The organism is Kitasatospora sp. NPDC127035 (assembly GCF_042726075.1).
Lineage (GTDB): Bacteria > Actinomycetota > Actinomycetes > Streptomycetales > Streptomycetaceae > Kitasatospora.
In genome coordinates, this window is the sequence record NZ_JBHXDN010000017.1 from 1 (window position 1) to 21,876 (window position 21,876).

Below are 21,876 nucleotides of genomic sequence, written 5' to 3' on the forward strand. Positions count from 1 at the left end.
CCGACGGCCGCATCGTCGACGAACTCCACCAGCCCACCGCCGACACCGTCCTGGACCGCATGCGCCGCTTCGACGCCAAGGGCCGCACCAGCTGACACCGCGACAGCCGACCGCCCCCTCACCGACCCCAGGACACCCGGGAAACCCCATGTATCGCACCGCACTGCGCAACGTGCTGGCCCACAAGGGCCGACTGCTGATGACGGCGCTCGCCGTCATGCTCGGCACCGCCTTCGTCGCCGGCACCATGGTCTTCTCCGACACCTTCGGCAAGGCCATGCGGGACAGCAACTCCAAGAGCTACTCGGACGTGGCGGTCCAGGTCGTCGACAACTCCGCCGGAGCCACCGCCAGCGCCCGGGAGAAGAGCGAGAAGAGCCCGGCGACCCTGACCGACGCGACCGTCCAGCAGCTCGCCGCGCTGCCCGGCGCCGCCTCGGCCCGCGGCGTGGTGAGCGGCTTCACCGGCGTCGCCGACAAGGACGGCACCCTGATCGGCCAGGCCTGGTCGGCCAAGGGCGGCAACTTCGCGCCCGGTCCGGACGGCAAGGACACCCGGTACCCGATGGTCGAGGGCCAGGGCCCGAAGACGGCCAAGGAGATCGCCCTCGACCGGAAGACCGCCGACAAGGCCGGCTACAAGGTCGGCGACACCGTCCGGGTCGGCTCCAACGGCCCGGTCGTCGAGGCGAAGCTCACCGGCGTCTTCACCACCGACGACCCGGTGGTCAGCACCGGCGGCACGCTCACCCTGTTCGACCGCGCCACCGCCCAGCAGCTGCTGCTGGAGCCCGGCCGCTACAGCGGCATCGTGCTCACCGCGAAGCCCGGCACCGCCCAGGACGCCCTGCTCTCCCAGGTCGACGAGAAGCTCAAGCCCGGCCAGCAGATCGAGGTCCGCACCGGCGAGCAGCTCAAGGCCGAGGAGGAGCGGATGATCACCAGCGGCACCGAGGGCATGCGCATGATGCTGCTCTCATTTGCCGCCATCTCGCTCTTCGTCGGCATCTTCATCATCGCCAACACCTTCACCATGCTGGTCGCCCAGCGCACCAAGGAGCTGGCACTGCTCCGCGCGATCGGCGCCAGCCGCAAGCAGGTCACCCGGTCCGTCCTGGTCGAGGCCCTGGCGATCGGCACCGTGTCGGCGCTGGCCGGCCTGGTCGCCGGTGTCGGCATCGGCGCCGGGATGCAGTCCCTGATCGCCTCGCTGGGCGACGGCATGCCGACCGGTTCGCTGGTCATCAAGCCGCTGACCGTCGCGGTCACCCTGGTCGTCGGCGTCCTGGTCACGGTGCTCTCCGCCCTGATGCCCGCCATGCGCGCCTCCCGGATCGCCCCGGTGGCCGCGATGAGCAGCGGCGACCAGCCGGCCTCCCAGAAGTCGCTGGTGGTCCGGAACGTGATCGGCTCGCTGCTGGCCGCCGGTGGCATGGCGCTGGTCGCCTTCGGCGCGGCCAAGGGCAACTCCGACGGCCGGATCCCGGTCGCGATCGGCGCCGTGCTCACCGTCCTCGGCGTCTTCATCCTGCTGCCGCTGCTCTCCCGCCCGATGATCGCGCTGGTCGGCCCGGTCCTCGGCCGGCTGTTCGGCATGCCGGGCAAGCTAGCCCGGCAGAACGCGGTGCGCAACCCGCGCCGCACCGCGGCCACCGCGGCCGCGCTCACCATCGGCATGACCCTGGTCACCGGGCTGACGGTGATCGGCGCCTCGGTCTCCGACACGCTCGACAAGGCCGTCACCAGCTCGATGAAGGCCGACTTCCTGGTCTCGGCCGCCAACGGCATGAGCCTGTCCGACAAGGTCCCGGGCGAGATCGCCAAGGCCCCGGGCGTGACCGCCTCATCGCCGCTGACCACCGTCTACTGGGAGCTCAACGGCACCTCCAAGGCGATCACCGGCCTGAACGCGGACACCTTCGACAAGCTGGTGTCCGTGGAGCTGAAGAGCGGCTCCGTCGCGGCCGTCGGCAAGGGACAGCTGCTGGTCGACGAGGACGTCGCGAAGAAGTTCGGCGTCACCACCGGCTCGACGATGAACGTCACCTTCCCCGACGAGACCACCGGCACCCTGACCGTCGGCGGCGTCTACACCAAGGGCGGCCTGCTGGGCCCGGTCATGCTGGCCAACAGCGAGATCGTCAAGCACGAGCCGCAGCCGTACCTGAACAACGTCCTGGTCAAGGGCGCCGACGGGGAGAGCGACAGCCTCAAGCAGTCGCTGAAGAGCGCCACCGGCGCCAACCCGGTGATCGAGGTCAAGTCCAAGCAGGACGTCCGTGACGACTTCAGCCAGATCATCACCTTCGCGCTGAACATGATGTACGGCCTGCTGGCGATGTCCGTGATCGTCGCGATCCTCGGGGTCATCAACACCCTCGCGATGTCGGTCTTCGAGCGGAAGCGCGAGATCGGCATGCTGCGGGCGATCGGCCTGGACCGCGGCGGCATCAAGCGGATGGTCCGCCTGGAGTCCGTGGTGATCTCGGTCTTCGGCGCCGGCATCGGCGTCCTGCTCGGCGCCTTCATGGCCTGGGCGATCAACGGCACGCTGAAGTCCGACCTGCAGGGCCTGACCACGGTCCTCCCGTTCGGCCAGCTGCTGATCTTCCTGGTGCTGGCCGGCCTGGTCGGCCTGGTCGCCGCCTTCTGGCCCGCCCGCCGGGCGTCCAAGCTGGACATCCTCGCCAGCATCAAGACGGACTGACCCCGGGCCGGTTCGGCACCGGACACGGAAAGGCCCCCGCCAGAGGGTTCGGCGGGGGCCTTCTCGTACTTCTCGTACTCCGCCCGACTCGCACAGCCGGCTGAGCACCACGGAGGTCGTGGTCCGGCAACGCTGCCGGGCGGAGGGCCTCCGACTCATACCCCGGTGCTCCCACACCGGGGTCCGCAGTCGCCTACTTGCTGCCGGCGAGCTCCTTGTCGGCAGCAGGCTTGGCGGCCTCGGCGGGCTTGGCGGCCTCGACCGGCTTGGGCGCGGGCGCCGCGGCCTCCTGGAACGCCTCGAACGGCTTCTCCATCTGCGACAGGCCGACGGCCTCGCGCTTCAGGAAGACGGCCAGGGTCCAGTCGGTGAAGACGCGGACCTTGCGGTTCATGGTGGGGACCATGGCGCCGTGGTACAGGCGGTGGAACCACCAGGCCGGACGGCCCTTCAGCTTGTACTTGCCGAAGAGGATCGCCACGCCCTTGTGCAGGCCGAGACCGGCGACCGCACCCAGGTTCTTGTGCTTGTACTCCTGCTGCGGGAACCCGCGCATGCCGGAGATGACGTTGTCACCGAGGACGGCGGCCTGGCGGACGGCGTGCTGCGCGTTCGGCGGGCACCAGGCACCCTCGCCGGCGGCGAGGTCCGGCACCTGGGCGTTGTCGCCGGCGGCCCAGACGTAGTCGAAGCCCTGGACCTGCAGGGTCGGCGCGGTGTCGACGTGGCCGCGGGGGCCCAGCGGCAGACCGAACTCGGCCAGCACCGGGTTCGGCTTCACGCCGGCGGTCCACACGATGGTGGAGGCGTCCGCCTCGACGCCGTTCTTCAGCACGACGTGCTGGTCGACGCAGGAGTCCATCGAGGTCTCGATGTAGATCTCGATCTGACGCTCTTCGAGCTTCTCCTTGGTCCACAGACCGAGGTCCGGGCCCATCTCCGGGAGGATGCGGTTGGCCGCCTCCACCAGGATGAAGCGCATGTCGTCGCGGCTGACCGTCTTGTAGATCTTGGCGGCGTCGCGCGCCATGTCCTCGATCTCGGCGATCGTCTCGACGCCGGCGAAGCCGCCGCCGACGACGACGAAGGTCAGCGCCTTGCGGCGGATCGCCTCGTCGGTGGTGGACTCGGCCTTGTCCAGCTGCGCCATGACGTGGTTGCGGAGGCTGATGGCCTCCTCCACGGTCTTCATGCCGATGCCGTGCTCCGCCAGACCCGGGATCGGGAAGGTGCGGGAGACCGAGCCGGTCGCGACGACCAGGTACTCGAAGGGCAGCTCGTACGAGTCGCCGGCCGCGGGCTGGATGGTGGCGACCTTACGGGCGTGGTCCACACCGGTGACCGCACCGGTGAGCACCTCCGCCTGCTTGAGGGCGCTGCGCAGCGGCGCGACGAGGTTGCGGGGCGCGACGTTGCCGCCGGCCGCCTCGGGGAGGAAGGGCAGGTACGTCATGTACGACCGCGGGTCGACGACCGTGACGGTCGCTTCGCCGTAACGCATCTTCTTGAGGATGCGCATCGCGGCATACAGGCCGACGTAACCACCGCCGACAATGAGGATGCGAGGACGCTCCGTGGTGCTCATATCCGAAAGTATCCAGCACCGTTCGGAGCAGCCTTCGTGAGCCCGCTCACAAGCTTCTGGACACCCCGTGCTACACTTCGCGCCCCCAAAATCGCTTCCCGGTCGACTCCTCGCGGCCCGTCCGGCCCCTCCGTGAGCACGTCCGTTCGAACGGCCCCGCTGAGCAGCAACGATCCGTACGGGGCCCGGGTTCCCCCACAGGATTTCGATTTTCAAACCTCTGGCGGGACGGGACCTGCGATCCAGCGGCTGTCATGCCGGGCGGGCCTTCGGTCCCACATATCGGACGGACCGGGCCCGTCCCCGGGGCGAATGGCGGGATCTCCATGTGAAGAAATTCACGAACTTTCCCGCACGGCCCCGGGCGCGCCCCGGCCCCGGCACCCGCAACGGGGTGCCGGGGCCGGGAAAACGGCGTGGCAGGGGGGCGGGGCCCGGTCAGGAAACGATGCTCCAGGCGATCCCGTCCAGGATGTCGTGCTCGCTGACGACCACCTCGGCGGCGCCGGTCCGCTCCATGATCTCCAGCAGTTCCAGCGCTCCGGCGGCGATCACGTCCACCCGGCCCGGGTGCATCGACGGAATGGCCGCCCGCTCCGCGTGGGTGGCGCGCAGCAGCCGCTCGGCGATCGCGGCCACCTCGGCGCGGCTCATCCGCGAGTGGTGGATCGCCTCGGAGTCGTACCGGGGGAGGTCCTGGGCGATGGCCGAGAGGGTGGTCACCGTGCCCGCCAGGCCGACCAGGGTGGCCGCACCGGTCAGCGGGACGCTCTCCGCCGCCCGGTCCAGCTCGGCCCGGACGTGCGCCCGCGCCTCCTCGACCTGCTCCGCCGAGGGCAGCTCGGCGCCGCCGAAGTGCCGCTCGGTCAGCCGGACGCAGCCGATGTCCACCGAACGCGCGGCCCGCACGTCCTCGTCCCCGAGCACGAACTCGGTCGAGCCGCCCCCCAGGTCGAAGACCAGGTACGGCGCCGGGAACTGACCGCCGGTGAACTCCTTGGTGGCGCCGACGAACGAGAGGTGCGCCTCCTCCTCGCCGCTGACGACCTCGGGCTCCACGCCCAGGACGGCGCGCACGCCCTCGATGTACTCGGCGCTGTTCTCGGCGTCCCGGGAGGCGCTGGTCGCCACGAAGCGGATCCGCCCGGGGTCCACCCCGAAGCCGGACACGACCTCCGCGTGCTCCCGGCAGGCCGCGAAGGTGCGGGCCAGCGCGTCCGGGTGCAGCCGGCCGGTCCGGTCCACGCCCTGGCCCAGCCGGTTGATCACCATCCGCCGGTCGAGGTCGGTGATCGCGCCGGTCTCCGGGTCGAGGTCGGCGACGAGCAGCCGGATCGAGTTGGTGCCGCAGTCGATCGCGGCGACCCTGGTGACGGTCACGCGCCGTCCTCCCCGGCCTCCTGGGAGGCCCGCTTGGCGGCGCGCTCGGCGGTCTTCTGCTCCTTGGCCGCGATCACGGCCGCGTCGTCCTTCGCCTTGGCCCGGTTGCGGGCCACCCGCTCACCGGCCGCGGTGACCTCGGCGGGGGAGACGCACGGGCCCTTGGCCCACCAGTCCTCCAGCAGGCCGATCGCCTCGTCGCCGAGCGGGTTGACGCCCTCGCCGGCCGCCAGCGAGTGGCCGACCAGCACGTGCAGGCACTTGACCCGGTCCGGCATGCCGCCGGCGCTCGGGAAGCCCTCCAGCACCTCGATGGCGTCGCGCCGGGCGATGTAGTCCTCGTGCGCCTTCCGGTAGGCGGCGGCCAGCTCCGGGTCCTCAGCCAGCCGGGCGCTCTGCTCCTTCATCACGCCGTCCGCCTCCAGGGTGCCGATCAGCGAGGCGGCCTTGGGGCAGGTCAGGTAGTACAGGGTCGGGAACGGCGTGCCGTCCGGCAGCCGGGGGGCCGTCTCCACGACGTCCGGGTTGCCGCAGGGGCAGCGGTGGGCCACGCCGCGCAGGCCGCGCGGGACCCGGCCGAGCTGCGCGGCGATGGCCGCGACGTCCTCGTCGGAGACGGTGGGGTGGTTCTCAGTGGTCATGGGAGGAGCTGTCTCCAGCGGGGGCGGGGGCGGGTGGTGAGGGAGGGGCGGAGGCGGCGGCCGGGGCGGCGGCAGGGGCTGCGGCGGCGTCCACCGAGTCCCAGATGCCGGCGTACCAGGGCCTGGCCGCCTTGGCCGGCCCGGTGGCCGGGCCCTGTGCGGGCGGCGGCGCGCCGACGGACGACCTGGTCGCCTCCCCGGCGGCCGGGTCCACCGCGATGTACGGGGTCTCCCCCGGCATCGCGTAGTGCAGCCGGGCGCGGGCCTGCACCTTGACGTACTCGGGGTCCTGCCAGCGGGCCTTCTCCCGGCGGAGCTGCTCGACCTGCTGCCGGGCGTGCTCGGCCTTGGCCCGCTGGGAGGAGATCTCGGAACGCTGCGAGATGAACTGCCGCGTCGGGTACGCCAGGATCGCCACCAGCGAGCAGAGCACCAGCACGAGGACGGTCGCCCGGCTCGTGAACCGAGGCCGGGCCGCCAAGCCCGGGATCCTCCAGCCTGCCATCTCCGGTGTCCCCTCCTGGTCGCGACGGTGCCCCGCCGTCCACCCTACGGGGTGAACAGGCGGGGCACCGGCGGGAGCTGTGTGTGTCAGCCCTCGTACTTGAACCGCGGGAAGGCGCCGCGGCCGGCGTACTCGGCGGCGTCGTCGAGGATCTCCTCAATGCGCAGCAGCTGGTTGTACTTGGCGACGCGCTCGGAGCGGGCCGGGGCACCGGTCTTGATCTGGCCGCAGTTGGTCGCGACGGCCAGGTCGGCGATGGTGACGTCCTCGGTCTCGCCGGAGCGGTGCGACATCATGCAGCGGTAGCCGTTGCGCTGGGCCAGCTCGACGGCGTCCAGGGTCTCGGTCAGCGAGCCGATCTGGTTCACCTTCACCAGCAGCGCGTTGGCGGTGCCGGTCTCGATGCCACGGGCCAGGCGGGCCGGGTTGGTGACGAACAGGTCGTCGCCGACGATCTGGACCTTGTCGCCCAGCTTGTCGGTCATGGCCTTCCAGCCGTCCCAGTCCGACTCGTCCAGCGGGTCCTCGATGGAGACCAGCGGGTAGGCGGCGACCAGGCCGGCGTAGTACTCGATGAGCTCGGCGGAGGTGAGCGCCTTGCCCTCGAACTGGTAGGCGCCGTCCTCGTAGAACTCGGAGGAGGCGACGTCCAGCGCCAGCGCGACGTCCTTGCCCGGCACGTAGCCGGCCTTCTGGATCGCCTCGACGATGAGGTCCAGGGCCTCGCGGTTGGAGTCCAGGTTCGGGGCGAAGCCGCCCTCGTCGCCCAGGCCGGTGGAGAGGCCGCGCTCCTTCAGCACACCCTTGAGGGTGTGGTAGACCTCGACGCCCCAGCGGACGGCCTCGGAGAAGGACTCCGCGCCGATCGGAGCGATCATGAACTCCTGGATGTCGACGTTGGAGTCCGCGTGCGAGCCGCCGTTGAGGATGTTCATCATCGGGACCGGCAGGACGTGCGCGTTCGGGCCGCCCAGGTAGCGGAACAGCGGCAGGTCGCTGGCCTCGGAGGCGGCGTGCGCGACGGCCAGCGAGACGCCCAGGATGGCGTTGGCGCCGAGCGAGGACTTGTCCGGGGTGGCGTCCAGGTCGAGCATGGCCTGGTCGATCAGGCGCTGCTCGGTGGCGTCGTAGCCGACGAGCTCCGGGCCGATCTGCTCGATGACGGCCAGGACGGCCTTCTCCACGCCCTTGCCGAAGTAGCGGTTCTTGTCACCGTCGCGGAGCTCCAGCGCCTCGAAGGCGCCGGTGGAGGCACCCGACGGGACAGCGGCGCGGCCGGTGCTGCCGTCGTCGAGGCCCACCTCGACCTCGACCGTGGGGTTGCCACGCGAGTCGAGGATCTCACGGGCTACGACGACATCGATGGACGGCACGAGGCATCTCCTAGCGGAAACAGGTTCGGCTGACGGTGGGTGCTGTCGGCCGGACGATTGCGGAGTCGTTACGACCAGAGCCTAACCGCACGGGCTCTCCGGGCCACGTCGGCCCGGGTCCCGTCTCAGCGTGTGGCACGGCTACCCGCCGGTAGTTCACCTGGTTGCCCCACGGAAGGGGGCCGGATCGGGACGAAGGGGCCGGACCCGGTCGAACCCGGCCCCCCTCGCGATCCACCGGCGAAACGGCATCAGCCGAGGGTGAGCACCTGGCCGGGGACGATCAGGTCGGGGTCGCCGCCGACGGTGCCGCGGTTGCCGTCGTAGAGCGCCTGCCAGCCGCCGGAGACACCCTGGCCGGCGGCGATGCCGGCGAGCGTGTCGCCCGCCCGGACGGTGTAGCCGTGGCCCGCGCCCTGCTGGGCGGCCGGGGCGCTCTGGGCGGCGGCCGGACGGGCGTCCTGGACCGCGGCCTGACCGGCGTACTGCTGGTAGACGCTCTGGTGGCTGGTCCAGTACCAGCCGCCGTTGTTCTCGTACCAGAACACCTTCGCGTCGGCGTCCCAGCCGGACGTGCCGGAGAAGGACGGGGCCTGCCCGTACTGCTGCACCTGCGGCCGGTCCTGCTGGGCCTGCGGCTTCGGCGCGGCGTGCTTCGGGGCCTGCTTGGCCGCCTGGGCCGGCTTCTCCTGCTGGGCCGACTTCGGCGCGGCGTGCTTCGGCGCGGTGGTCTGCGGGGCGGTGGTCTGCGGCGCGCTCGGCTGGGTGGCGGCCTGCGGGACGGCCGGCTTGGCGTCCGCCGAGGTGTCGACCGCCGCCGGGGCGCCGCCCTTGCTCAGGCCCGCCTTCTTGGAGCAGACCGGCCAGGCGCCCGGCCCCTGCGAGGCGAGGACCTTCTCGGCCACCGAGATCTGCTGCGCCTTGGAGGCCTGGTTGGCCTGCGGCGCGTACGAGGTGCCGCCGAACGCCTTCCAGGTGCTGGGCGTGAACTGCAGGCCGCCGTAGAAGCCGTTGCCGGTGTTGATGCTCCAGTTGCCGCCGGCCTCGCACTGGGCGACCGCGTCCCAGGTGGAGACCGGGGCGGCGGAGGCACCGGTGGCGCTGAGGATCGGCAGGGCCAGCCCGACACCGGCGACGCCGGCGACGGCGATGGCCTTCTCGGTCTGGGTACGACGACGATGACGGCCGGTTCCGACGAACAGCATGAAGAGGTCCCTCTCCGCACGCCTGCGAGGTGAGCTGTCGGGTTCGGACCGGGAGGTGGCCCGGCCGCGCGAGGCGGCTTCACCCCAAGCCGTGGGGGACGGCAACAAACCTGGTTCCCCCGCCCCTGCCCAGGGTCTGGTCGGTTTCCCGGGGCACGACGGGCAGGACTCGGCGTTCCGTGCTCGGGGCTCGCAGCTGCGAACTCCACGGAGAGTAGACAGATCCGTAGAGCAATCACAAGCTCATATCGTCGGTATCACACGGAAATCACGTCAGGTGATGGATCGCTCACCAACGGGGGCGCTATGTCCGGGTTGGTGGCGGTTCAATCTCGCCGTCCTGCCTGGTCGGAGACCTTCCGTCAGCGTGTCGCGGGTCGCCTCACCGATCGGACGGAGCACCGGACGACTGCCCGGAAGAGGCCCTTTCGGGCATCTTCTCGGGGGTGAATTCCACGGGAAGTTCACGAAGTCCACGCATGATCAGACCACCGCGCCACCGCAGGTTCTCCGGGCTCTCGGCGAGCCGCAGGTCGGGCAGCCGGGAGAGCAGCGTGGCCAGCGCGGACCGCCCCTCCAACCGGGCCAGCGGGGCGCCGATGCAGTAGTGGATGCCGTGCCCGAAGCCCAGGTGCGGGTTGTCCGCGCGGGCCAGGTCGAGGGTGTTCTCGTCGGCGAACCGCGCCGGGTCCCGGTCCGCCGCCGCGAGCACGACCAGCACCGGGTCCCCGGCCGGGATGTCCACCCCTCCGATGGTCAGCGGGCTGGTCGCGAACCGCCACGTCGCCAGCTCCACCGGCCCGTCGTAGCGCAGGAGTTCCTCGATCCCGGTCTCCAGCAGACCGCTCTCGCCACGGGCGATCGACTCCTGGAGCAGGGCGCGCTGGCCGGGATTGCGCAACAGCGCGTACGTGCCGTTGCCGATCAGGTTCACGGTCGTCTCGAACCCGGCGAAGAGCAGGATGAAGGCCATCGCCGCGGCCTCGTTCTCGGTGAGGTGCTCGCCGTGGTCACCGGCCCGGATCAGCCCGGAGATCAGGTCGTCCCCGAGGTCCGCCCGCTTGCGGTGGATCAGCTCCGCCAGGTACTCGCGCATCCGCTTCACCGCGCGCCCCACACCGCCGCGCCGGCCACCGCCGTGCCGGATCATCATCCCGGCCCAGTCCCGGAAGTCGTCCTGGTCCTCGGCGGGCACCCCGAGCATGTCGCAGATCGCGTAGATGGGGAGCGGGAAGGCGAACTCGTGGATCAGGTCGGCGCTCCCGCGCTCCGCGAACCCGTCGATCAGCCGGTCGGTCAGCTGCTGCACCCGGGGCTCGAAGGCCGCCACCCGGCGCGGCGTGAACGCCTTCGACACCAGACGGCGGAGCCGGGTGTGGTCCGGCGGATCGATGTTCAGCAGGTGCGTCATCAGGTCGGCCTGGCGCTCGCCCGGGATGCCGACCCGGCCGGCGCGGTGCGCCTGCTCGCTGTGGTTCGCCGGGTTCTTGGAGAGCCGGCCGTCCGCCAGCGCCTGCCGGGCGTCCGCGTACCGCGTCACCAGCCACGCCTCCACGCCGCTCGGCAGGGTGGTGCGGTGCACCGGCTCGTGCTCGCGCAGCCACGCGTACGCCGGGTACGGGTCGGCGGCGAAGTCCCAGGTGAAGAGCGGAGGGCGGGCGGAGGCGGGCTGGACTGGCATGGAACGACGGTATCCCGGGTGCAAGTCGGACACGACAGGCGTGAGTCTGGTCACCTGAGGGGTATTCCCTGTTGCGGAGGGTCAGGACGTGCCTACGATCCTCCGCAAGATGTCCGTGGGCGCCGGTGCGGGGCCGCCCACAGGGAGGAGCAACACCATGCGGGACACCGGTTCGGTCGTCGTGATCGCGGTACTCCACGGCGGGTCGGGGGCCGACCTCGCCCGCAGGTTCACCGCCGCCGGAGCAGCCGGGATCCTCATCGCCGACCAGCAGGTCGGCATCGCCGAGGACCTCGCCACCGAGCTCGACCGGCCGGGCTGCCCGGTCGTCGGCGTCTGCGGCGACATCCGCCGCCCCAGCGACGTCGCCGCCCTCGTCGACACCGCCGAGAAGCACCTCGGCCCGATCGACCTGTTCTGCGTGGCCGGACCGGACGGCGAGCGGATCGTGTCGCTCGCCGACCTGCCCGACCACCTCGACCTGGAGCGGCTCGCCGAACTGGTCGCGCTGGTCGGCGAGGCGATCGGCGAGGTCGTCCCGGCGCAGCGGCGGCCGGCGAAGGACGTCGCGCGGGTCTGACCCGCGGTGGCGGGCCGGGCGCCCCGGTCCGCCGCGCGCGGGTGGCCCGGGCGACTCCGACTACTCCGGCTGCTCGGGCTGCTCCGACTGCTCCGACTGCTCCGACTGTTCGGGCTTGAGGCCCTCGGCCGCGCGGACCGCGTCCCGGTAGCCGCGTGCCGCCGCCCGCAGCGCGGCGTCCACGTCCACCCCCGCGTCGTGCGCGCGCTGCGCCACCGCGAGCAGCAGCCCGCCCGCCGACTCCGGCGTGAGCTCCGCGGGCAGCTCGTACGGCTCGTCCGACACGCCCGCGAACCCGGACCGGCGCACCCGCGACACCAGCTTCGCCGCGTACGCCAGCGACGGCAGCCCGGCCGGCACGCCGTCCAGCACCGACTCGCGCTCCGACTTCTCGGCGGCCTTCAGCGTCTCCCAGTTCGCCTCCACCTCGGCGGCGCCCGTCGCCTCGGCGTCCCCGAACACGTGCGGGTGCCGGTACATCAGCTTCTCGACGATGTCGCCCGCCACGTCGTCCACCGAGAAGGGGTCGGTGGGGTGCTCCTCGGCGATGCGGGAGTGGAAGAACACCTGGAGCAGGACGTCTCCGAGCTCCTCGCGGAGCGTGTCGCGGTCCCCCTCCTCGATCGCCTCGACCAGCTCGTAGGCCTCCTCGACCAGGTACTTCACCAGGCTGGCGTGGGTCTGCTCGGCGTCCCACGGGCAGCCGCCCGGCGAGCGGAGGCGGTCCATCACGGAGGCCAGGTCCAGCAGGCGGGCGCCCGGCAGGTCGTACGAGCCCGGCAGCACCTCGATCTCCGGCACCTCGCCCGCGTGCTCCACCGCGAGGCGCGCCAGCGCGTCGGTCAGCCCCGGGTCCCCGTCCGGACCACCCAGCCAGACCGTCGGGCCCTCCCCGGCCTGCTGCCCGGTCAGGAGCCTGGCCAGCGACGGCGCGGAGCCGGCCGGCACGACCTCCACCTCGACGCCGGCCTGTCGTACGGGGGCGAGCTGCGGATGCCCGGCGTCCCCCGCCAGCACCCGCCCCGCCGACCGCAGGGCCTCCCACGCGGACCAGGACAGCAGCCCGGGGGCCACCCGGTGGGTGGTGGTGAGGAGGATCAGCTTCGCGCCCGGAGGATTCGTCGTCACATCCCCGAACCTACCCGGCGCCGTCGTCTCCCCGCTCGCGGGTTTCGGCGCCCGGCCGCCCGGGAGTGCCTGCCGCCGTCCGCCGCTCCGCACCCCGCCCGCGCCGTCCGGAGCGGTCAGCGCGCGAGCCAGGGGTGGGCGGCGGGGGCGAGGCCGACGCGGTCCGGGTCCCAGGTGCCGTACCGGGGGTTGACCCGCAGGTGGAGGGCGACGGCGGCGGCGGCCAGGGCCCGGCGGACCGCCCTGTCTCCCGTCGGGGTGCCGGCGTCCTGGCCGGCGTCCGCGGCGAGGCGGTGGATCCCCAGCCGGCGGCGGAGGTGGTCGTCGATCGCCCCGCCCGGCACGCCCAGCCCGGCGAGCGCCCCGGCCAGCGGTTCCGCGCCGCCGTAACGCACCTCCTCCGCCGCGCGGGCCGCCGCCACCTCGGCCGCACCGACCGCCGGCCCCCGGTCGGCCACCGCCCGGGCCACCACCGCGTCGAGCACCAGATCGGTGACGGCCCGCCTGACCAGTCCGTCCGACTCCTGCCGGGCATCGGCCGACGCGCCGCCGGACACGTGCCGCAGTGCGGCCACCCGCGCCTCCACCGCCCCGACCGGGATCCGCCGGCCGTCCAGCACCGCCGCGGTGCCCGCCGTCAGCCCGGCGTTCCCGCACGCGGACAGGCCCGCAACGGCCAGCAGGGCACCGGCGGCGGCGGTCCGACGACGGTGCATGGCGATCTCCGGGAGGCTTCCGTGGCTACGGGGGAAGGCGCGCGGCGGGGTCGGGGCTGGGCGGCGAGGGGGCGGCCGGGCGTTCCTCCCGAGCCTAGGCCGGGGCGGGCGGCCAGGCGCGGACCGTGGCCCGAACGGGTCACACGGGGCGGCGCGGGCTTCGGGCCTCGTGTCTCGGGCTTCGGGCTTCGGGCTTCGGGCGTAAACCCTGACGATCGTCCAGGTCGCCGTCTGCCTTTCGGGTCAGGTCGTGGCCCACTTGCTGCTCCTACCGTCCCGATCATGTCGAAAACGGTCAGGAACAACGCTGCCGGGAGGCGGGCGGCCGAGCGCCGGGCAACCGGGAGCGGTCGGGCATCGGGCGGGCGGACGAGGAACGGACGGAGGGCGGGAGCACGGACCGCAGGACGGACGGCGGGTCTGCGGGTGACCCTCGCCGTGGCGCTTCCGGCGGCAGGGGCCTGTCTGGTCGGCCTGCTGGCCCCCGCGCACGGGGGTGGGGAAGGACCGGTCCGGGTGGTCGCCGGCGCGTCCGCCACCGGCTACCGGCGGGTGGTGGAGGCCGTCGCCGACGCGCCGCGCCCGGCGGCCGAGCTGGTGGAGCCCGCGACCGAGGCCGGACTGCTGGTGCTGGGCCTGTTGCTGGCGCTCGGCTGGTGGACGGCGCGGGGGCGACGGGACGCCCGCACGGTCGCGGGGGTGGTGCTCACCGGCCTCGGGACGGTGCTCGCGTACGGGGCGAGCGAGGTGCTGAAGACCGTGATCGACGAGGAGCGGCCCTGCCGCGCGCTGGTCGGGCTCCCGGCCACCGTGCTCGCGGACTGCCCTCCGCCCGGCGACTGGTCGTTCCCCAGCAACCACGCGACCCTGGCCGTCTCGCTGGCCACCGGCCTCGTGCTGCTGAGCCCGCGCCGGGCCTGGTTGGTCGTCCCGGTCGGCCTCGGGACGGCGGCGCTGCGGGTGGCGGCCGGCGTGCACTACCCGCACGACGTGGTCGCGGGGGCCGCTCTCGGCGGAACGGTCACGGCCGCGCTGGTCGTCGCGCTGCTGCCCTCGGCGACGGCGCTGGTCGACTCGCAGAACGGCGTCCGGCCGCTCGGGCCGCTGCTGCTGGCCCGGGCCACGACGCCGGCCGCCGCCCCGGGTCCGGACACGGACCCGGCGGCGGGGTCAGGTTCCGGAGGCCGCGGTCAGACCGGCCTCGTGGGCGAGGACGGCCGCGGCCGCCCGGTTGGCCACCCCCAGCCGCGCCAGGACGGAGCTCACGTGGGCCTTCACCGTCCCCTCCACCACACCGATCCGGCGGGCGATCTGGCCGTTCGACAACCCGGCCGCGACCAGCGCCAGGACGTCCCGCTCCCGGGCCGTGAGTCCGGCCACCTGTTCACGGGCGGCGGCACGCCGGTCGGCAGGCCCGCCGGACCCGGCGGCGGCGAGGTGGGCCACGACCCGCGCGGCCACCCGGGGTGAGAGGTAGGCCGCGCCGTCCGCCACCGCCCGGACGCCGGCGATCAGCTCCTCCGGTTCGCCCGACTTGATCAGGAACCCGTTGGCGCCGCCGCCGAGGGCCCGCAGGATGTAGTCGTCCTCGCCGAAGGTCGTCAGCATGACGATCCCGGTCGCGGACCCGGTCCGGGTGGTCACGGCCGTCCGGCGGATCTCGGCGGCGGCGGTGATGCCGTCGGTACCGGGCATCCGGATGTCCAGCACGGCGACGTCCGGCCGGTGCCGCCGCACCAGCTCGACCACCTCCCGGCCGTCCCCGGTCTCGGCGACGATCTCGATCCCCGGGTCGGTCGTGAGCACCGCCCGCACACCGGCCCGCACCATCGGCTCGTCGTCCGCGATCACCACCCGGATCGGCAGACCGGTCGTGGCCGGCTCCGGGCCGCTCATCCGGCGCTCACGAGACGAGGGCGTCCAGGGAGATCAGCACGTCCCCCCGGAAGCAGAGCCGGTACGCGTCCCCGGAGCGGTCGTTGTTGAACGGCTCGGCCGTGATCGCGTAGTACTCGCACGTCACTCCTTCTCCCCGGGGCGGAGGATCGCCCACGGACGGATGGTACGGAACCTGACGGTCCGGCAGAAACCGCTGCACGGTCGCGCGGTCCTGGCCGACCCGGAGCGACGCGTAGTCCGCCGGGTCCAGCACGGCGCGGCCGGTGGAGTAGATCGTCCACGCGCGCAGGCCCGCGGTCAGCACCAGCGCGGTCGCCAGCGGCGCCAGGACGACCGCCGCCATCATCCGGCCCACCCGCCGGCGGGCGTGCCGCAGTTCGCGGGCCGGCGACACGACGACCGGCCCGGGTGGCGGAACGGCCGGGGCGCCGGACCGCGGCAGGGAGGCGGACACCTCGAAGCCCCCGCCCCCGCCCCCGCCTGCGGCGCACGGCCCGTGGTCGAAGGTGCCGCCCGCCAACCGGACCCGCTCGGCCAGGCCGATCAGACCCCGGCCACCGCTCCCGGGCACGGCCCCCGGTGCCGACGACGGACGTGTTGACGACGGCAGGGTCGAGGACCGGAGGGGCGACGGCGCGAGGGCCGACGGTGACGGGCCGTTGGCCACCAGGACGCGGGCGCCGTCCGCCGAGTACGCGACCCGCACCTCCACCGGCGCCCCCGGCGCGTGCTTGGCAGCGTTGGTCAGCGCCTCCTGGACCACCCGGTACGCGGCGTGCTCGGCCGCCCGCGACAGGCCGTCCGGCTCGCCGGTCACGGTCAGCCGGACCTCCAGACCGGCCGCCGCCGCCTCGGCCACCAGCTGCGGGACACCCGCGTCGGCGGGACCCCGGGCGTCGTGCTCGTCGGCCTCGTCCCGCAGGATCCCGATCACCTCGCCGAGGCGCTCGACCGCTGCCGCCGCACCCGCCCTGATCTCCTGGGCCGTCTCGCGGTGCGGCCCGGCCAGGTCCGGCGCCAGCTTCAGGGCGCCGGCCCGCAGGGCGATCAGGCTCAGGTCGTGACCGAGGGCGTCGTGCATGTCCTGGGCGATCCGGGCCCGTTCGCGCATCCGGGCCTGCTCGGCCACCAGCCGCTGCTCACGTTCCAGGCGCTCCGCCCGCTCCCAACCGGCCCGCACCAGCTCCTGCGACTGCCGCCAGAACCGGCCCACCATCCAGGGCGCCATCCCGGCGCAGACCAGCAGCGACACGAACGACGTCCCCGCCACCATCCACGCCGGCACCGCCACCGCGGCCAGCACCCCGGCGGCGACCAGGACGGCCAGCACCACCACCGCCGGGCGCGCCCGGTCCGTCCGCCGGCCGGCCAGGAAGGCCGCCCCGATCGCCGGCACCACCCACCAGAGGGCCACCGGGCTCAGCCCGATCCCGGCCGCCGCCACCGCCAGCAACCCCCGGTCCGCCCATCGCGCGCTCGTCCACATCCGCACGACCCTACGGAAAACGCGGGGGCGGCGGATCTGTCGAAAGTCATGCCCGCACGCAGGAAGTCGGACCGGCGGACGCCCCCGGAGGCGATCAGGGACGGTGCGACGGAGGCCAGGGCGTGGCGCGGGGATCGGCGGTGGTGACGTGGTGGGGCTGCAGCGAGTCGAGGGTCCGGCGGAGCCGGCGCACGGCCGGGTGGTGCGGGCCTTCGCGGCGCTCACGGTCGAAGAGCAGTTGGAGCAGCCACGACCAGGCCGCCTCGGCCTCACCGAGCGCCGCGAGCAGTCCGCCGATCCGCTCGCGCAGGTCCAGCACCCGCTCCTGGTCGGTGTCCGGCCAGTCGGCGAGCAGCGCCCGGTACTCGGCGAGTGCCTCGGCCCCCCGGCCGAGCTGTTCGAGGCACTCGGCGGCCCGGTACCGGTACTCCACGGCCGCCCGGCCGCGCGGACCGCCCTCGGCGGTGGCGGCGAGCTGCCGGTACTCCGGGAGCGCCTCGCGGTGGCGCCGCTCCTGCAGGAGGGTGCGGGCGTAGATGGCCCGGACGGTGCCGGCCAGCCCGGAGCCGTCGCCGAGCTCGGCCCGGACCCGGGGCAGCAGCCGGGCGGCGAGGTCGATCACCTCGGCACGCCGTCCGGCGTCGACCAGGTCGGAGAGCCGGGCGCAGGCTGCCGCGAGGTCGCCCTCCACCGGGGAGACCGGACCGGGCGGGGCGAACGGGCCGGCCGGCGGCGGGCCCTGCGAGGTGGGCGGCATCGGCACGGCGGCCATCAGGAACGGCGGCGGCTCGGCACGCGGCGGAGCGGCACGCGGCGGAGCGGGCGGCGCCGCTGGCACCGCCGCCCCACCCGGCTGCGGCGCGGGTTCCGCCGCCCGGGGCTGCGGCTGGAGCGGGTGCCGGTAGGGCCGGGACGGGTCGGGCAGCGGTCCGTACCGGGGCTGCGGCACCGGGACGGCGGCAGGAAGCAGCGGGAGCAGCCGCCCGTAGACCTCCTGCGCGTCGGCCGGACGCTCCTCGGGCCGCTTGGCGAGCAGGTCGAGGACCAGCCGCTCCAACGGCGCCGGCACCTCGGGGCGCAGCTCGCGCAACGGCACCGGCGGGTCGTCGACGTGACGGCGCAGCAGGCCCAGCGCGGTGGGTGCGCGGAACGGCCCCTCGCCGGCGAGCATCTCGTGCAGCAGGCAGCCGAGCGCGTACAGGTCGCTGCGCGGGTCGACGGTCGCGGCCAGGGCCTGCTCGGGGGCCATGTACGACGGGCTGCCGATCGGGACGCCGGTGAGGGTGAGGCGGGTGGCCTCGGGGTCGAGTGCGGTGGCGATGCCGAGGTCGAGCAGGACGGTCCGGCCGTCCTCACGGACCATCACGTTGCTGGGTTTCAGGTCGCGGTGGACGACCGGCACCGCGTGGACGGCGGCCAGCGCGGTGCAGAGCTGCGCGGCCACGGCGACCGCACGCTCGACCGGGAACGGCGCGTCCTCGGCGATCAGGTCGGCCAGGCTGACGCCGGTGACCCGCTGCATGACGAGGTACAGCTCGCCGCCGTCCTCGCCGGCGTCGAAGACGGTGACGAGGCCCGGGTGGTCGAGGGCCGCGGTGGTGCGGCACTCGCGGAGGAAGCGGCGGCGGAGGTCGTCGCCGGGCGCGCGGTGGTCCCCGCCGCGCCCGGCGTCGGCCCCCGTGGCGGCGAGGAGCCGGTCGGGGCGGAGCAGTTTGACGGCGACCGGGCGGAAGAGCCGTTCGTCGTGGCCCGCCCAGACCTGGCCCATGCCGCCGTGGCCGATCTTCTCGGTGAGGCGGTAGCGGCCCCCGATCACCCGGGCCACCGTCACGGCCGGCCCTCGCGGGCCTGGCGGCGCAGCAGTTCGCCCAGCTCACGCAGTTCGTCGGAGGTCGCGGGGCCGGCGTCCGGAGCCGGCGCGGGCGGGTACGGCGCGGCGGCGGCGAACGGCTGGGCCGGAGTCCCGAACGGCGCCGGAGTGCCGAAGGGCTGGGCGCCGAAGGGCTGGGCGGGGGCGGTGAAGGGCTGGGCGGCCGTGGGCGCGGCGGGGGCCGGGTAGCCGTACGCCGGCTGGGCCGGGTAGGGGGCGGTGACGGCCTGCGGGGCGTAGTGACCGCCCGGCGCCGCCGGGTGCGGGCGGCCCGCCTCCCAAACCGCATGCCGGTCCATCACCAGGAAGTGCGCCGGCGGGACGAACCACATCAGCACCATCATCACCATGCCGACCGTGTCGGCGGTGGGGGCGCTGCCCTTGGGGCCGTTGCCGGCGACCCCGATCGCGACGATGTAGGCGAGGAAGAGCCCGGCGAAGGCGACCGCACCGACGATGTCGTACGCCCGGCGCCGGCGGACCGCCAGCAGCAGGGACGGCACCATGCCGAGCAGGCCGATCGAGAGCAGCGGGGCGAGCACCACCAGCACCCGGCCGAGCACCCCGTACGGGCCGGCGGGCCGCGGCCCGGACGGCACCGGGCCCATGACGGTCGGCGGCCCGGGGTAGGGCACCGCGCCCGGTATGCCCCCGGCGGGCCCACCGCCAGGGAAGGCGCCGCCGGGCGGTGGGCCGAACTGCCCGGGGTACTGCCCTGACATGCGCGCTCCTGAGCGGGTGAGTACGGCGGCCGTCCGGGTCACGGAGCGACCCCGCACACCGTACCGCCCCCACCCGACGGGCCGGGATCCCTCGGACCGCCTCCGCAGCCCGGGCAGTGGACCTCCCACCCGCCCCGGTCTGCCGCGGCCGGTCCGCCGGACGGCCCGTCAGGGGGTGTGCGGCGGCGCGGCCGTCCCGGTGGCGAGGGCGTCGGTGAGGGCCTGGGTGAGGACGCGGCCGAGCACGGCGGCCTGCTGCAGGGTGGTGTCGAACGCGGCGAGGCGGGCGAACGCCTCGCCGAGGCGCCGCTGTTCGGCGATCGGGAGGCGGGGCAGCTCGACGCGCCGGATGTCGAGGCGGGTCGTGGTGGAGGCGTGGCTGGCGGCCCGCCGGGTGGCCGCGGTGGAGCGGAGGTGGCCGGCCAGGAAGTGCGGGTCGAGGGCGTCCGGGTCGGGCCGGAGCAGGTGGAGCTGGCGACCCAGGGCCGCGCCGGCCGGCGGCCCCGCGGGGCCGACGACCCGGGCACCGGCCCCGCCGAGGGCCGGCACGACGACGTCGCCGGGCCTGGTCAGCGGGGGGCCGTCGGCGGTCGCGGCCGACCGGTCGAGAACGGCACCGGGCGGGGTACCGGCGGCGAGGTCCTGGTCGGTGAGCACGGGCGTGCCGGTCGGGTCGGCGTCGACCGGCCGGCCGGGTGCGCCGCTGCCGGAGGAGTACACCTCCAGGACGCCGGCCCGGACCAGCTCCCCCAGCGTGACGACCGCGCCGGTGCCCACGCCTGCGCCCGCCCCGGAACCGGCCCCGAAACCCGCTTCGGAGCCCGCTTCGGAGCCCGTCCCGAAGCCCGAGCCGGTCGGCTCCGGGAGCAGCGCGCCGGGGTCGCCCAGGGCGTCGAGCATCTCGGTCAGCCGGCCGCTGAGGTGGGACAGTTCGGCCGCGCCGCCGAGCGGGGCGGCGGGCGGGACGTGGCGGGTGGGCGAGAGGTCGGTCTCGTCGTCGAGCAGGTCGATCGCCGCCATGGTCCGGTACTCGCCGGGGCGGTCCGGGGGGAGCGGCAGGCTCTCACGGGCGGCGAGGTCGAAGGCGCGCCAGGCGTCCAGGACGGTCCGGTGCAGGTCGGGCCAGCGGACCTTGTCCCGGCCGCCCTCCGCGGTGTCGGCCGGGGAGGCCGGGGCGGAGGTCGCGTCCAGCAGCAGCACCTGCCGGAAGTCGTCCCCCGGGCGCGGGGCGCGCAGCACCCAGAGGTGCAGCGGCACGCCGTACGGGGGTGCGGCGCCGGCGGGGAGCGCGACGACGGCGCGCAGGGCGCCGCTGCGCAACAGTTCGGCCCGGACCCGGCGGCCTGCCCGGCGGGTCGCGACGGTCGGGGGGAGGAGGAGGGCCGCGAGGCCGCCCGGGCGGGTGTGGGCGAGGCAGTGCAGCACCCAGGCGAGTTCGGACTCGCCGCGCGGCGGCACGAGACCGCCGGGCCACCGGTGGTCGAACTGCAGCTCGTCGTGGCCCCAGTCCCGCTCGTTGTACGGGGGCTGGCAGAGCACCGCGTCGAAGGTGCGGCCGGGGTGGGCGTCGGCGCGCAGGGCGTCGCCGGCACGCAGGTCGAGCGGGAGCGGCCCGGGGTCGGCGGCGGGCGTGTGCAGGGCGAGCCGGAGCCGGGCGAGCGCGGCGGTGACCGGGTCGGCGTCCTGGCCGTACCGGCCGGTGGTCGGGGGCAGGGCGAGCAGCAGCGCGCCGAGGCCGGTGGCCGGGTCCAGCACGGTGGCGGGCACACCGGCGACGGCGGCGAGCAGGCCGGCGGCCTCCGGCGGGGTCGGGCTGAGCTGCCGGGTGTTGGCCTCGGCGTAGCGGGTGAGCAGTTGCTCGAAGGCGGCGGGCGGTCCGGCCGCGGCGGAGAGTTCGGCGAGCAGGCGGGCGAGGTCCAGCTGGGTGGAGCCGAGCAGCCCGGGCAGGTGGAGGCCGGCGGCGCCGTGGGGGCCGAGGGCGGTGTCGGCTGCGTCGGCCAGCGCGCGGGGCAGGCCGGTGGCGAGCCGGGCCTCGGACTGGGCGGCGAGTGCGGTCCAGCGACCCGGTTCGCGGTGGTGCAGCAGGAGGACGGCGCCGGCCTGGACCAGCGGGGCGGCGGGGTGGCCGGCGGGGTCGCGGAGGGTCTCGACCAGCCGCCAGACGCGTTCGAGCAGGGGCAGTTCGGCGATCTTGCCCTGGGCGCGGAGCCAGGTCTCGACCTCGGCGAGGGCGAAGGCCGGGCTGCTGTCGGTGCCGCCGACCGGTCGCGGGAAGTCGGGGTGCCGGCGGCGCCAGTTGCTGACGGCGGCCCGGCCCACCCCGGCCAGCCGGGCGATCTCGACGGCGGTCACCTCGGGACGGTCCGGCATGGGGGCTCCTTCGGCGACGGCCACGACT

At 74.5% G+C, this 21,876-nt stretch carries 16 protein-coding genes, 2 pseudogenes and 1 riboswitch; of the genes and pseudogenes, 4 read left to right on the forward strand and 14 right to left on the reverse strand.

Annotation, left to right across the window (positions count from 1 at the left end; all coding sequences use genetic code 11):
• Together ACFWIC_RS14495 and ACFWIC_RS14500 are read left to right on the forward strand one after the other, a co-directional pair.
• A pseudogene (locus tag ACFWIC_RS14495) lies at positions 1–95 on the forward strand (ABC transporter ATP-binding protein); the annotation flags it as partial.
• A 53-nt stretch (positions 96–148) separates the two neighbouring features.
• Positions 149–2,707: an ABC transporter permease gene (locus ACFWIC_RS14500; RefSeq protein ID WP_380355522.1), complete on the forward strand. Its 2,559-nt coding sequence runs from the start codon at positions 149–151 to the stop codon at positions 2,705–2,707.
• A gap of 193 nt (positions 2,708–2,900) precedes the next feature.
• On the opposite strand, the gene ACFWIC_RS14505 is transcribed toward ACFWIC_RS14500, so the two are convergent.
• The 7 genes from ACFWIC_RS14505 to ACFWIC_RS14535 form a co-directional block, all read right to left on the reverse strand.
• Complete coding sequence (locus ACFWIC_RS14505; protein ID WP_329879990.1) at positions 2,901–4,292, reverse strand: FAD-dependent oxidoreductase; 1,392 nt, start codon at positions 4,290–4,292, stop codon at positions 2,901–2,903.
• Positions 4,293–4,730: 438 nt separating this feature from the next.
• Entirely contained in the window at positions 4,731–5,672 is a 942-nt protein-coding gene (locus ACFWIC_RS14510; RefSeq protein ID WP_380518532.1) for an exopolyphosphatase, read from the reverse strand.
• Complete coding sequence (locus ACFWIC_RS14515; protein WP_380355576.1) at positions 5,669–6,331, reverse strand: DUF501 domain-containing protein; 663 nt, start codon at positions 6,329–6,331, stop codon at positions 5,669–5,671. The genes ACFWIC_RS14510 and ACFWIC_RS14515 overlap by 4 nt, the downstream gene beginning before the upstream one ends.
• Positions 6,303–6,794: a septum formation initiator family protein gene (locus ACFWIC_RS14520; protein ID WP_329879993.1), complete on the reverse strand. Its 492-nt coding sequence runs from the start codon at positions 6,792–6,794 to the stop codon at positions 6,303–6,305. The genes ACFWIC_RS14515 and ACFWIC_RS14520 overlap by 29 nt, the downstream gene beginning before the upstream one ends.
• 110 nt (positions 6,795–6,904) lie before the next feature.
• Entirely contained in the window at positions 6,905–8,191 is a 1,287-nt protein-coding gene (gene eno / locus ACFWIC_RS14525) for a phosphopyruvate hydratase (RefSeq protein WP_329879994.1), read from the reverse strand.
• A gap of 251 nt (positions 8,192–8,442) precedes the next feature.
• Positions 8,443–9,396, reverse strand: a complete 954-nt coding sequence (locus ACFWIC_RS14530; RefSeq protein WP_380518535.1) for a transglycosylase family protein — start codon at positions 9,394–9,396, stop codon at positions 8,443–8,445.
• A gap of 5 nt (positions 9,397–9,401) precedes the next feature.
• Positions 9,402–9,548: riboswitch (cyclic di-AMP (ydaO/yuaA leader) on the reverse strand.
• A gap of 230 nt (positions 9,549–9,778) precedes the next feature.
• Entirely contained in the window at positions 9,779–11,077 is a 1,299-nt protein-coding gene (locus tag ACFWIC_RS14535) for a cytochrome P450 (protein ID WP_329947916.1), read from the reverse strand.
• A 157-nt stretch (positions 11,078–11,234) separates the two neighbouring features.
• Between ACFWIC_RS14535 and ACFWIC_RS14540 the strand changes: the two genes are divergently transcribed.
• Positions 11,235–11,657, forward strand: a complete 423-nt coding sequence (locus tag ACFWIC_RS14540; protein WP_329879998.1) for an SDR family NAD(P)-dependent oxidoreductase — start codon at positions 11,235–11,237, stop codon at positions 11,655–11,657.
• A 60-nt stretch (positions 11,658–11,717) separates the two neighbouring features.
• Here the strand turns inward: ACFWIC_RS14540 and ACFWIC_RS14545 are convergent, their stop codons facing one another.
• Positions 11,718–12,785, reverse strand: a complete 1,068-nt coding sequence (locus ACFWIC_RS14545) for a MazG family protein (protein WP_380518538.1) — start codon at positions 12,783–12,785, stop codon at positions 11,718–11,720.
• A gap of 116 nt (positions 12,786–12,901) precedes the next feature.
• Positions 12,902–13,501 (reverse strand): hypothetical protein, encoded by a 600-nt coding sequence (locus ACFWIC_RS14550; RefSeq protein WP_380518541.1) that lies wholly within the window; start codon positions 13,499–13,501, stop codon positions 12,902–12,904.
• 282 nt (positions 13,502–13,783) lie between these two features.
• Between ACFWIC_RS14550 and ACFWIC_RS14555 the strand changes: the two are divergent.
• Positions 13,784–14,482, forward strand: a pseudogene (locus ACFWIC_RS14555) (phosphatase PAP2 family protein); the annotation flags it as partial.
• A gap of 189 nt (positions 14,483–14,671) precedes the next feature.
• Here the strand turns inward: ACFWIC_RS14555 and ACFWIC_RS14560 are convergent.
• The 5 genes from ACFWIC_RS14560 to ACFWIC_RS14580 form a co-directional block, all read right to left on the reverse strand.
• The gene (locus tag ACFWIC_RS14560; protein ID WP_329947920.1) at positions 14,672–15,397 is read right to left on the reverse strand and encodes a response regulator transcription factor; all 726 of its coding nucleotides are present in this window, start codon (positions 15,395–15,397) and stop codon (positions 14,672–14,674) included.
• Between the two features lie 7 nt (positions 15,398–15,404).
• Positions 15,405–16,886: a sensor histidine kinase gene (locus tag ACFWIC_RS14565; protein WP_380518543.1), complete on the reverse strand. Its 1,482-nt coding sequence runs from the start codon at positions 16,884–16,886 to the stop codon at positions 15,405–15,407.
• A 94-nt stretch (positions 16,887–16,980) separates the two neighbouring features.
• The gene (locus tag ACFWIC_RS14570) at positions 16,981–18,717 is read right to left on the reverse strand and encodes a protein kinase (protein WP_380518546.1); all 1,737 of its coding nucleotides are present in this window, start codon (positions 18,715–18,717) and stop codon (positions 16,981–16,983) included.
• Entirely contained in the window at positions 18,714–19,478 is a 765-nt protein-coding gene (locus tag ACFWIC_RS14575) for a hypothetical protein (protein WP_380518549.1), read from the reverse strand. Before ACFWIC_RS14575 ends, ACFWIC_RS14570 begins: the two co-directional genes overlap by 4 nt.
• 168 nt (positions 19,479–19,646) lie before the next feature.
• Positions 19,647–21,848 carry an N-6 DNA methylase gene (locus tag ACFWIC_RS14580; RefSeq protein ID WP_380518552.1) on the reverse strand — a complete coding sequence of 734 codons (2,202 nt, stop codon included), beginning with the start codon at positions 21,846–21,848 and terminating at the stop codon, positions 19,647–19,649.
• Positions 21,849–21,876: the final 28 nt, after the last annotated feature.

Bases quoted from the DNA above. Each gene is read 5' to 3' on its own strand.
- ACFWIC_RS14500 (WP_380355522.1), top strand. From the start codon at position 149: ATGTATCGCACCGCACTGCGCAACGTGCTGGCCCACAAGGGCCGACTG.
- ACFWIC_RS14505 (WP_329879990.1), bottom strand. From the start codon at position 4,292: ATGAGCACCACGGAGCGTCCTCGCATCCTCATTGTCGGCGGTGGTTAC.
- ACFWIC_RS14530 (WP_380518535.1), bottom strand. From the start codon at position 9,396: ATGCTGTTCGTCGGAACCGGCCGTCATCGTCGTCGTACCCAGACCGAG.
- ACFWIC_RS14535 (WP_329947916.1), bottom strand. From the start codon at position 11,077: ATGCCAGTCCAGCCCGCCTCCGCCCGCCCTCCGCTCTTCACCTGGGAC.
- ACFWIC_RS14540 (WP_329879998.1), top strand. From the start codon at position 11,235: ATGCGGGACACCGGTTCGGTCGTCGTGATCGCGGTACTCCACGGCGGG.
- ACFWIC_RS14550 (WP_380518541.1), bottom strand. From the start codon at position 13,501: ATGCACCGTCGTCGGACCGCCGCCGCCGGTGCCCTGCTGGCCGTTGCG.
- ACFWIC_RS14560 (WP_329947920.1), bottom strand. From the start codon at position 15,397: ATGAGCGGCCCGGAGCCGGCCACGACCGGTCTGCCGATCCGGGTGGTG.
- ACFWIC_RS14565 (WP_380518543.1), bottom strand. From the start codon at position 16,886: ATGTGGACGAGCGCGCGATGGGCGGACCGGGGGTTGCTGGCGGTGGCG.
- ACFWIC_RS14575 (WP_380518549.1), bottom strand. From the start codon at position 19,478: ATGTCAGGGCAGTACCCCGGGCAGTTCGGCCCACCGCCCGGCGGCGCC.
- ACFWIC_RS14580 (WP_380518552.1), bottom strand. From the start codon at position 21,848: ATGCCGGACCGTCCCGAGGTGACCGCCGTCGAGATCGCCCGGCTGGCC.